Raw genomic sequence first — 11,186 nt, 5'->3', positions numbered from 1 at the left:
GATATCAACTTAGTCAGAACTTACCCTTTGTTAGATAAGGCTGATATCAACTTAGTCAGAACTTACCCTTTGTTAGATAAGGCTGATATCAACTTAGTCAGAACTTACCCTTTGTTAGACAAAGCTGATATCAACTTAGTCAGAACTTACCCTTTGTTAGATAGGGCTGATATCAACTTAGTCAGAACTTACCCTTTGTTAGATAAAGCTGATATCAACTTAGTCAGAGCTTACGCTTTGTTAGATAAGGCTGATATCAACTTAGTCAGAACTTACCCTTTGTTAGTCAAAGCTGATACCAATAATTTCAAAAATATTCTTAGATTTCTTTTGATCAATCAAACTAATATATGTATCCATCTAACATAAAAAAATATGGATAGAATGTCGACGAGCTTGTAAGTATAAGGGTTTACAGTCGTAGAAAAAGCCGTTAGGTTAAATGTATCATTAATAATCCAAATCATTTTATATTGAAATTCGAATGGGGTTAACTTGAAATAGGGGTAAAAACAAAAAAGGTGACTCTAGGAAGAGCCACCTTTTCAAAATAACATATTATGCGCCAAAATCAGAGAACATACCGCCCAACATACTAAACCCAATTGTAAGGATAAAGAATATAGAAATTAAAATTATTGCTTGTTTTTTACTTAAACCAGCAACGATATGCAAGCCTAAGCCAGTTAAAATTAAGCTCCAAATGTTAAAGACTTCAAATGCAGAACCAATGCCATATGCAATTGTTCCTTGTTCAAATAAAGGCCCTAAACTTGTATATTTATCAGCGCCATTCCCACCAAGAATATATCCTAAAGCTACATTGAGAAGACTACCAACATAAAAGACAACATTGGCATATATATAAATAGATAATATCTTCATATATGGAGTATCATTGCTCATAAACATCATAATAACTTTATAAAATCCTGCTACCACAAAAAGACCAACAGCTGTTCCAACTAGACCTCCAATAGCTCCAAATCCAAGTGTAGTCCATTTCATTATCCCCGCCGTATCATCCTTAACCAACTTCGCTAGCTCCGGAGTATTAAGTAACCCTAAATAAGCTACCGCTGCTGATAAGATTGTCCCCATTAAAAGAAATAAGAAAAATCCTCCCCAGACTGGGCTTTTCGTCTTCATTCTCTCAAACTGTAAGCCTGGAGAAGTAACCATTCCAAATAATGACGGCTTCTTCGCACCTTCATCTTGCGTATTAATATTCATTTCCATTATAACGCCTCCTTCTATTTATATATCCCGTTCTAACGGGCGGTTCACATCCTCATTTAGAGGCTACGAACCGCCCACTAGAACGGTAATGTGTAGTAGAGAGTCCCTCTCTACTACAACTTATTCATAACGCAGTGCTTCAATCGGATCTAACTTCGCAGCTTTGTTTGCTGGAATTAATCCGAAAATAATACCTAGTGTCATAGAGAACAGTACGCCTCCAACGACAACTTCCCATGAAACGAGCGGTGGCCATTTTGCGAATGTAGAAACGATATATGCCCCACCATATCCAAGACCAATTCCGATTAAACCACCTAGAAGCGTTAACATAACGGCTTCAATTAAAAACTGTAATAAAATTTTACTACGCGTTGCCCCAAGTGCTTTACGTATTCCAATTTCGCGCGTACGCTCCGTTACAGATACGAGCATGATGTTCATAACACCGATACCACCAACGACTAATGAAATACCAGCGATACCGCCGATGATCATCGTCATGATACCAGTTACTTTAGAAACATTTTCTTGGAATTCTTTTAAATTCACCAGTTCATATTTACCTGGAATTTCACTTGGCTTACGACTATTTAATACATCGATAGCTTTTTTCCCAGCTACCTCTAAATCGTCTACATTTTTAGCTTGAATTGCGATATTTTGAATATCATCGGTTCCGTATAAAACAGGCCATAACGTAAGGGGGATTAACGCTTCTTCCATTTCAAAGCCCATAAACTCATTATCGGATCTATACACACCAATAATTTGCATTGGCTGCCCCTTCATCTCAATAATTTGTCCAACTGGGTTTACGTCCTTAAATAACGTCTCTTCTGTTTTTGTACTAATCATCACGACGTTATTTGCATGAGAAATATCTGATTCATTTAAAGTACGTCCCTTTACGACCTTTACTTTATTAACTGCAAAATATTCATTATCAAGACCAATAACATTCAGATTTGCTTTTTTATCATTTACATCAAGCACCTCTGAATTCTGGTTTGTCGTAATAACGTGTGAAACATCTTTCACTTGTTTTACTTCCAAAATATCCTCTTGAGTTAACTTTGGTATTTCAAATCCACCCATAGCAAACTCATCATTAATATCTGGTTTAAATTGAATTGGCATAAGGTTATTACCGCCAGAACCTGCGAATTTCGACTTCAGCATCGCTTCCCCGCCTTGCCCAATCGCAACGACAGTAATAATAGAACCTACACCGATAATAATACCGAGCATCGTAAGGGCAGAACGCAGTTTATGAGCTAGAATAGAAGATAAGGCGATTTTCATACTATCTAGTAAACTCATACCGCACACCTTCTATCTTCTGTAATTTTCCCATCTCGCAGTACAATACGGCGGGATGAATAAGCTGCAACCTCTTCTTCATGTGTAACCATAACAATCGTCGTACCTTCTGCATTGAGCTTCGTGAAAATATCCATAACTTGCTCACCAGACTTCGTATCAAGCGCACCTGTCGGCTCATCGGCCATAATGAACGTTGGATTATTCGCAATCGACCTCGCAATAGCGACACGCTGCTTCTGTCCACCTGATAACTCATTCGGCAAATGATGAACTCTGTCGGACAAACCAACTTTACTAAGTGCTTCCAGAGCTCTTTGACGTCGCTCTGCTTTCTTCACGCCACCGTATACGAGCGGAAGTTCAACATTTTCTACTGCTGAAAGACGCGGCAGCAAATTAAAATGCTGGAACACAAAACCGATATATTCATTACGAATTAAAGCAAGCTTTGACTCGTCTGCTGTTAAGATATTCACATCATTCAGCATATATTCACCTTCTGTTGGACGATCTAAACAACCGATAATATTCATAAGCGTTGATTTACCAGAACCAGACGGCCCCATAATCGAAACAAATTCACCGCTCTGAATCGTTAAACTAATACCGTGCAAAATCGGCACTGCCAATTTCCCTTGATAATACGTTTTAGCAATATTATTTAACGTAATCATTTCTCTTTCACTTCCATTCCGTCATACACGTCGTCGGAAGGATTTTTAACCACCTTTTGCCCCACTTTTGCGCCTTCAGTAATCTCTGTCCAATCTCCATCAGTAGAACCTTTTTTCACATTTTGTTTACGAAGCTTTCCTTTATCCTCAACATAAACAAATACATCATCGCCTTTTTCTACAATGCTCTTACTTGGGACAGCAATCATCGTCTTATTCTCTAAATTTACTTGCAATGAAACATGGTACCCTGGAGATAAACCATCTTGGCTATCCAGGCTTGCCTTATATGTATATTGAGACATATTTTGAGTCGCTTCGCCTACACCACCAGCTTGAGCCATCTCTGTACTCGTTGGGAATTCACTTACCTCTGTAATCTTACCTGTCCACTTCTTCTTATTATTTGCTTTCGCAGTTACAGTGAATGTTTGATCTTTTTGAATTTGTGACTTCTGAAGCTCTGTTAAAGTCCCTTGAACTTGGAACGGATCTTTAGAAGCTACTTGTAAGAATGCTTTTCCTTGACCACCTAATGCTTGTGATGAACTTTGTGCTGCATCTTTATCTAACTTTTGAACAACACCCGTAAAGTTACTATAAATCGTAAGTTCTTTCTGCTTTTTACTTAACTCTTCTTTTTGCAAATTCCCTTTTTCCTTCTCAAGATCAGTTGTTTTCTGCGTCATCTCTAACTCACTTACTTGCTCTTCCATCGGATCTGTTACTTCTTTCCCAGCTCCGCTATCTTTCACCTTCTTAATTTCTTTCTTCAACGAATCAATCTTCTTCTTCCCTTGATCGTAACGCATATCTGCCATCTTTTGATCAAGCTCAGCTTGCTTCATTTGCAAATTAATCTCTTCATTATCATAAGAGAATAACTTCGTACCTTTCTCTACCTCTTGCCCTTCTTTTACCGCAATATCTTTCACTTTTCCTTTGGTCGGATCCGCATAGAAACTTTCAATATTACCCGGCTTCACCTGACCAGAAATTAACTTCGTATTATTCAGCTTACGCTCTGTTACTTTCTCAAAACTTACAGCATCAGCCGTTGTTGATGCACCCTTCTTCTTGCCTTGCATAATAAAAATATTAACTGCTGCCACAATAACAATTAGTGCGATAACACCCATAATGATCCATTTCTTCTTCTTGTTTGGAGTACGAACCGTATTTGGTACCATATTCTCTCTCCCTTTATAAATTAATAGTTTAATAAACACTCAAATTGTATAAAACTTTCTGAAAACAAATTACATATTATTACATTCTTTTTACAAAGTTTTACACATTCATTTATATTGTAACAAAAATTCCAATGATTAGAAATATGACATCCTATCTTTTAAGATAGTTTTAAGGAAAGATTATATTATATAGAAAAAGCCATCCAAAATGATAATTGGATAGCTTTTCTATATAAAATATTACGCCGCTTTAGGATCTTTTCTCTCATGCCCACGTTGAACGATGAACAAGAAGACTGTTGATAAAATTGCACCTGTTAATAGTAAGATAAAGCAACCATCCCAGCCAGAACGATCAACAATAACACCAATTGCTGCGTTTGCTACAAGACTTCCGCCTACATAACCGAACAGACCACACATACCAACTGTCGTACCTACTGCAAATTTCGGTACTAATTCCATCGCACTTAAACCGATTAAAAACTGTGGTACGTAAATTAAACAACCGATAATAGAAACTGCAATACTTACAACAAGTACGCTAGTTGCTTGCCAATATACAAACGTACCAATAACAACTCCAACCATACTAATAATACACAATGGCATACGTTTCCCTTTAAATAATTTATCACTTAAAAGACCAACGATTAATGAACTTGGAATTGCCATACCTTCAAAGATTGCGTATGCTGCATGTGCTTCATTTTTTGAAAAACCTTTAACTGTCGTTAAATAAAGTGGAACCCAGTTAATAACACCGAAACGAATTAAATAAACAAATGCATTCGCAATACATAAGAACCATACAAATTTATTTTTCACTACGTATTTCATTAAAATTTCTTTTGGCGACATCTTGTTAGCATTATCTGCTTTTTCAAGATTTTCATAGTCATTACGATACTCATCAATTGGAGGAAGACCTTCAGACTCTGGTGTATCCTTCGCATTGATCCAAACAAGAACTGAAATTACCATTGCGATAATCGCTGGAAAAATAAACACGCCGCCTTGCCAATGACTTTCACCGAAAATACCTACACCAATTCCGACAAGTGGTGGCACAAGCATTCCGCCAACGTTATGTGAAATATTCCAAATGCCTGTTTTCGTACCACGTTCTTTCTTTGAGAACCATTTCGTCATAACGATACTACAAGGTGGTGCTCCCATACCTTGTACAATACCATTCAGGACAAGTAATGTAACGATCATCCCAAATGAAGATGCAAACCCGAAACAAATATTTACAAGCCCCGATAAGAATAATCCGACTGCGATAAAGCGCTGGGCAAAAGCTTTATCTGATAAATTCCCCATAAAGAACTTACTAAATCCATAAACAATCGCCATTACTGAACCTAGTAGTCCAATTTCAGCTGTACTAAAACCATATTCTTGTACTAAATACGTACTTGATAACGTAAAGTTACTGCGCACTAAATAATAAGCAGCATATCCAACTGAGATTCCGATTAGCACACGAATACGTAGTAATGTATATACTTTCGCGATCATATCCGCTGGTAATCTCTCAATTGCAGGTGCTGGCTTAAGCCATTTAAACATATACTCTCGTCTCCTTTTCTCACTTTTGAGAGAGACGCTGTCTATTCCATATCTCGATTATTCCACTATTTGATATATTTTGGTTCGTCCTTCTAACCGGCTGTCCTTCTATTTCTTTCTCATTCTTCGCAAACATCGTCGGTACGCCAAACGAAACTTTTTCTAAAATGTGACCCGCTTCTTCTGATAAACAATAATCAATAAATAAATCCGCAATAATACCACTCGGTGCACGTTTTAGTTTGGAAATCGCATTGACAGATAACCCTGTTTGCTCAGGTTCCTTACTTAAAATAGGAAAGCCTTGTTTCTGAAGCATTCTCTGATCTCCCGCAAAATTGATGCCTATCATATATTCACCGCTTGCAACTAGTTCTACAGGCATATAGCCATTCACCGTTACTTCACCAACTTGCCGTGCAAGATTCTTAACATACTCTTTCGCTTCTTCTTCACCTAAAGTATCAATAAGTGCTTGAAACAAAGTATATGCTGTGCCGGAAACATTTGGATCAGGCATTGCAATCTTCCCCGTATATACCGGATCTAATAAATCTTGCCACCTTGATGGATATGGAAGACCGAGCGGCGCTATTTCTTCATTCCACCGCTCTTTATTAATCGCGATTGCTAGTTTCTCCACTTCATAACCGTACCAATAACCATCTTTATCTTTAACAGACTTTGAAATACGGTTCGCATGCTGGCTCATAACAGGAATAGAAAGGTTCTTTTGCTTCATCATTTGATGCGCATCTACTGTACCGCCAATAATAATATCCGCCTTCGGATTTCCAGCTTCCTCTTCTACTCTCCGAAGAAGTTCTTCTGTCGATAGACGAATAAATTCATATGTACACCCGCGTTTTTTACAAAATGATGAAAGCAAAGCTTCACCAACTTCCTCGCGGGCCGCTACATACGCAACAAGATGACGATCATCCAAAATAGGGAGACCACTTTTATTATATTTAATAGAGGTTGTATCTCGAGAGCAACTAGACATCGCTCCTCCAATTACTAGCAAAAAGAAGAAAAAGGCTATCTTTCTCATGACGCATTCTCCTTTACGAATAACTCTGCTAGAGAGCCTTTCATATACATGACATTCCCGTTATTATCACCGAGATATTGCACAACAAAGTACGATGGATACACAGAAATAGTTAGAATATCCTCCCGCTCATTCTTTACACGCTTGCCTGTTTTATAGGCAGTAATATAAGCAATCGGCTCATTCTGTGATTGTAATAATTTCTGAATTTCTCCGTAATCTGTAATTTGCTTTGCGTATCGAATAGAATCAAATATTTGCGTAAGATCTATAGTACGTATTACATCCCCTTGCCTCACTACAACTTCCTTTGCCTCCGCAAAGAAATTACTAATGCGCTCTGGTGTATAATACAGACTTAACAAATACGTTTGCAATGCTGAGATCATCGGATCCGTACCATTCTTTCCGTATACATTATCCTCATACTGGAACAAGTCACCTACTGCAAAAGTACGTTTATGTCCATTCAAGTACGTTACTTCTCCAGTAAATACTTGTTCTTGATTCCTCGCTTCTCTCGGTTCTACTCGAATTCGGTCAAAGAATGAAACAATCGTATGCAAACGAACTTCATCCGTTACAACAATTTCTCCCCACTTCTCATGCCTTACTTTCACTTCAGTAGGAAGGGATTCATTCACTCTTTGTAAAACGGCTTGTTTGTCATCTACAATCGTGATTCGATTATATATTTGCTTCTCAATAACATAAAACAAAATAAGAGAAACGATCATACAAAAGACAAACACAAGAATTTGAAATGATAGCCTTTTCATTTCTGCCTACCTCCAAGATAAAAAAACGTTGTTTCGAAAATACCGCATAATTGTTTCATAAATGTATCATTTAACCGCTTTCAAGTTTTTTATGTCTTCCATCCGTCTTGGGAGTAAAAATGTCATACATATTGTAGTTCCCATTTCTTCACTACTCTCAATTCGCATACTCCCGCCTTGCTTCTTCATAATCTCCTGACAAATGTATAAACCATAGCCATTCCCGTAACTAGAAGGAAGCAACTTACCTTCCGGAGACTCATTCCACTCTGCAAGCACACCTTCATCCATACCAATACCATCATCATGAACAAAAACCTTTGCTTCCTGCTCATTTATAATTACATTCATACGAACTCGCGTAGCATCACTATATTTAATCGCATTATCAAGCACATTCAAGAAAATTTGCTTCGTCTTATCAAAATCCGCAACGACGTGTACTTCCGTTAACTCATTCATAACTTCAATTTCAAACTGCTGTAATCGCAGTTTCACAATCGAAATTGCTTCTTCTGCCAACTCCTTAATATTCACAACCGTAGGTGACACTTCAAACGTGCTCGTCCCATACTTCGAAGATTTAAGTAATTCCTCTACAAGTGATAATAGACGCTCACTTTCTACAGCCACATAATGAAGACTCTCCTGAACATCTTCTTTTGATTGTAACTTCGGAATTAAATCGACATAACCGATAATCGCTGTTAGCGGTGTTTTCAGCTCATGCGTAATTCGGTCTAAGAAATCTTTCTGTTTCTCTTTCTCTTCCTTCAATTGCTTAATATAAAGTTCAATTCCATCAGCCATCGCATTAAAGGACGCTGAAAGCTGTGCAATTTCCACATACTCATTTAGCTCAATCTTACTTTCATAATCTCCATTCGCAAGCCGATGTGCCATTTGTCTTAACTGATCAATTGGTTTATGAAGAGACTTCGCCAAACGAATCGCAAAGAAAATACCGGCAGCCACTAAGCAAAGAGACGTCATTAAAAACGTCCAACTCACATTTGTTAAAACTTCCTTCTCATCCGTTAACTCATTTATAAAACGAATACTCCCGATGACATCGTTTCCATAATAAACTGGACTTGAAAACAAAAGAATTGGAGCTGGGTCTCCCTCTTCGAAAACATAAGATTTCTTTCCCTTCAAAGAACTCTCAATATCGATATTTCGATGAAGTAATGCTCCCTTTTGTGTATCTGCAACAACATCTCCATTCTTCCCAATCATCTGCACTCGGACATCCATTCGCTTCGCTAAATAAGAGGCAATTAAAAGCGAATTCGGGCCTAGCGTCTCCACTTCTGCTTCCTTCTCTAAATAATTCATCGTATAAATTTGTGCTTCCACACTTAATTTTTCTAAGGAATCTGCCGCATTATGATACACATTCTTCTCCAGTGCAATATACACGACTGCATACAAAAGAACAAGAATTGGAATCAACAATCCAACTATTCCAAACACCATATTTCGTTTTAAAGACATATCATCACCTTTTAGCAATCAAGCTTATACCCTACGCCATAAATTGTCTTAATATACTCCCCGCTCTTCCCTAGTTTCTTCCGAAGTCTTTGCACCATAATATCAACCGCTCTCGTATTTCCGATATACTCAAACCCCCATACTTTCTCAAGCAACTCATCTCTCATGAACACACGCTGAGGATTCGAAACAAACAACTGACATAAATTAAACTCTCGATACGTTAACTGAATTTCTTGCCCACTCACATGTACCTTTCTTTCCTTTGGACAAATTACCAATTCCCCTGCTCGGATCACCTTATGAGTAGAAGACACTTCCTCCTTCCTCACACGCCGACTCATATTTTTCACACGAAGAATAAGCTCCGCATAATTAAAAGGCTTCGTCACATAATCGTCCGCACCAAGCTGCAAGCCAAGCAATTTATCATTCATCTGACTCTTCGCTGTCAGCATAAGCACTGGAATATCACGATCCTTCTCTCGGAATAAACGTAATAACTCATACCCATCCGTATCAGGAAGCATCACATCTAAAATGAGTACATCCGGCTGCTCATTCCATCTCTCTAAAGCTTCTCTCCCATCAGCTGCCGTCAATACTTCATATCCTTCCATCTCTAACTGCATCCGAATTAAATTGCGGATACTCGATTCATCATCAACTACAAGTATTTTCATCCTCTTCCTCCTTCCATCCTGTATTATAGTACAGTTTAGTATAGCAAAAATCATACAAAAAAAGAGAGGGTATTGTCGAACATATTTTGTCGACGATACCCTCTCAAAACTTTCTATATTTAAACTACTGCTTAGGTAACTCTAAATGCTCTCTTAACTTATTTGAAAGGTCCTTACGATCTTTCTCTGAAACGAAATAGTACCAAATGCCATCTTGCTTACGACCATCTCCAGGAATTTGGATTTCTTCTTTCTTATTCATCGCAGCTTTATAGTTGCTTTGAAGATCCCACATTTGATCCTGGTTTAAATTTGTTTTTACGTTTTTCTCAACAGCCTCTAACATCGTGCCAAGTTTTGTAATAGATGATATATTTGCACCTTTACTAATAACCGCTTCTAGCACTTGACGTTGACGCATTTGACGACCAAAGTCACCGCGCGGATCTTCCTTACGCATACGCGTATATTTCAGTGCTTGTTCACCATTTAGATGAATAGTTCCTTTTTCAAATGTTTGTCCTTCAAGCGTGAATGCTAAATCATTATTCACATCCACTCCGCCAACTGCGTCTACAATATCTTGGAAGCCTTCCATATTCACTTCAATATAATAATCAACCGGTACATCTAAGAAATTCTCAACTGTATTTACAGACATTTCGATTCCACCAAATGCATACGCATGATTGATTTTATCCTTCTTTCCTTTACCAACAATCTCCGTATATGTATCACGAGGAATACTAACCATCTTCATTGAACTATCTTTCGGATTTAACGTTAACAACATAATGGAATCCGAACGCCCTTTATCTGCGCCACGCTCATCTGCCCCTAATAATAGGATAGAAACTGGTTGACTATTACCAAGCTTCACATCTGTAGATCGTTTTGTTGAATGATCTCGCTCAAGTGGCGTATGCATCTTATCCAATGTACCCGTAACAGATGAGTACATATAATACGCATAACCGCCTCCGGCAATTACAAGAAAAACAATAATACCAAGTATCCATAATAGAATTTTTTTCATCATGTAACCTTCTTTCTTAGATCAGCCTTATAAGCGTACAAAGGAATAAAGTTCCAATCCTATTATACATGGGATTGGCGCCCTCCATCAAATACTGATATGTTTCATATCTAACATCTAACTTATATAT

At 37.8% G+C, this 11,186-nt stretch carries 11 protein-coding genes; 1 reads left to right on the top strand and 10 read right to left on the bottom strand.

The window, feature by feature from the left end; genetic code table 11:
• Positions 1 to 369, top strand: a 369-nt coding sequence (locus JDS80_RS31245) for a hypothetical protein (protein WP_206774544.1), incomplete at its 5' end; no start/stop codon positions are given.
• A 189-nt stretch (positions 370 to 558) separates the two neighbouring features.
• Here the strand turns inward: JDS80_RS31245 and yknW are convergent.
• The 10 genes from yknW to tagU all read right to left on the bottom strand — a co-directional run bounded on the left by yknW (position 559) and on the right by tagU (position 11,059).
• Positions 559 to 1,239, bottom strand: coding sequence for a YknW family membrane protein (gene yknW / locus JDS80_RS11375; protein WP_199638455.1), 681 nt, complete (start codon positions 1,237 to 1,239; stop codon positions 559 to 561).
• A gap of 120 nt (positions 1,240 to 1,359) precedes the next feature.
• Entirely contained in the window at positions 1,360 to 2,562 is a 1,203-nt protein-coding gene (locus tag JDS80_RS11370) for an ABC transporter permease (protein WP_199638453.1), read from the bottom strand.
• Positions 2,559 to 3,239, bottom strand: coding sequence for an ABC transporter ATP-binding protein (locus JDS80_RS11365; protein ID WP_071734692.1), 681 nt, complete (start codon positions 3,237 to 3,239; stop codon positions 2,559 to 2,561). The genes JDS80_RS11370 and JDS80_RS11365 overlap by 4 nt, the downstream gene beginning before the upstream one ends.
• Positions 3,236 to 4,429 carry an efflux RND transporter periplasmic adaptor subunit gene (locus JDS80_RS11360; protein ID WP_199638451.1) on the bottom strand — a complete coding sequence of 398 codons (1,194 nt, stop codon included), beginning with the start codon at positions 4,427 to 4,429 and terminating at the stop codon, positions 3,236 to 3,238. Before JDS80_RS11360 ends, JDS80_RS11365 begins: the two co-directional genes overlap by 4 nt.
• 243 nt (positions 4,430 to 4,672) lie before the next feature.
• Positions 4,673 to 6,007 (bottom strand): MFS transporter, encoded by a 1,335-nt coding sequence (pgtP, locus tag JDS80_RS11355; RefSeq protein ID WP_000477572.1) that lies wholly within the window; start codon positions 6,005 to 6,007, stop codon positions 4,673 to 4,675.
• Between the two features lie 19 nt (positions 6,008 to 6,026).
• Positions 6,027 to 7,061, bottom strand: coding sequence for an ABC transporter substrate-binding protein (locus tag JDS80_RS11350; protein WP_199638449.1), 1,035 nt, complete (start codon positions 7,059 to 7,061; stop codon positions 6,027 to 6,029).
• On the bottom strand, positions 7,058 to 7,840 hold the full coding sequence (locus tag JDS80_RS11345) for a DUF3919 family protein (RefSeq protein WP_199638447.1): 783 nt from the start codon (positions 7,838 to 7,840) through the stop codon (positions 7,058 to 7,060). Before JDS80_RS11345 ends, JDS80_RS11350 begins: the two co-directional genes overlap by 4 nt.
• 66 nt (positions 7,841 to 7,906) lie before the next feature.
• On the bottom strand, positions 7,907 to 9,337 hold the full coding sequence (locus tag JDS80_RS11340) for a HAMP domain-containing sensor histidine kinase (protein WP_199638457.1): 1,431 nt from the start codon (positions 9,335 to 9,337) through the stop codon (positions 7,907 to 7,909).
• Between the two features lie 11 nt (positions 9,338 to 9,348).
• Positions 9,349 to 10,020 (bottom strand): response regulator transcription factor, encoded by a 672-nt coding sequence (locus JDS80_RS11335; RefSeq protein ID WP_199638445.1) that lies wholly within the window; start codon positions 10,018 to 10,020, stop codon positions 9,349 to 9,351.
• Positions 10,021 to 10,144: 124 nt separating this feature from the next.
• Entirely contained in the window at positions 10,145 to 11,059 is a 915-nt protein-coding gene (gene tagU / locus JDS80_RS11330; protein ID WP_033658499.1) for a polyisoprenyl-teichoic acid--peptidoglycan teichoic acid transferase TagU, read from the bottom strand.
• Between the last annotated feature and the right edge of the window lie 127 nt (positions 11,060 to 11,186).

It is taken from the genome of Bacillus cereus group sp. N8 (genome assembly GCF_016483685.1).
GTDB lineage: Bacteria > Bacillota > Bacilli > Bacillales > Bacillaceae_G > Bacillus_A > Bacillus_A proteolyticus.
The sequence above is the reverse complement of the archived record's forward strand: the minus strand, read 5'-3'. Positions and strand labels throughout refer to the sequence as shown.

What these genes read in the sequence shown, in the direction of transcription:
- yknW (WP_199638455.1), bottom strand. Translation starts at nt 1,239, where the DNA reads ATGGAAATGAATATTAATACGCAAGATGAAGGTGCGAAGAAGCCGTCA.
- JDS80_RS11370 (WP_199638453.1), bottom strand. Translation starts at nt 2,562, where the DNA reads ATGAGTTTACTAGATAGTATGAAAATCGCCTTATCTTCTATTCTAGCT.
- JDS80_RS11365 (WP_071734692.1), bottom strand. Translation starts at nt 3,239, where the DNA reads ATGATTACGTTAAATAATATTGCTAAAACGTATTATCAAGGGAAATTG.
- JDS80_RS11360 (WP_199638451.1), bottom strand. Translation starts at nt 4,429, where the DNA reads ATGGTACCAAATACGGTTCGTACTCCAAACAAGAAGAAGAAATGGATC.
- pgtP (WP_000477572.1), bottom strand. Translation starts at nt 6,007, where the DNA reads ATGTTTAAATGGCTTAAGCCAGCACCTGCAATTGAGAGATTACCAGCG.
- JDS80_RS11350 (WP_199638449.1), bottom strand. Translation starts at nt 7,061, where the DNA reads ATGAGAAAGATAGCCTTTTTCTTCTTTTTGCTAGTAATTGGAGGAGCG.
- JDS80_RS11345 (WP_199638447.1), bottom strand. Translation starts at nt 7,840, where the DNA reads ATGAAAAGGCTATCATTTCAAATTCTTGTGTTTGTCTTTTGTATGATC.
- JDS80_RS11340 (WP_199638457.1), bottom strand. Translation starts at nt 9,337, where the DNA reads ATGTCTTTAAAACGAAATATGGTGTTTGGAATAGTTGGATTGTTGATT.
- JDS80_RS11335 (WP_199638445.1), bottom strand. Translation starts at nt 10,020, where the DNA reads ATGAAAATACTTGTAGTTGATGATGAATCGAGTATCCGCAATTTAATT.
- tagU (WP_033658499.1), bottom strand. Translation starts at nt 11,059, where the DNA reads ATGATGAAAAAAATTCTATTATGGATACTTGGTATTATTGTTTTTCTT.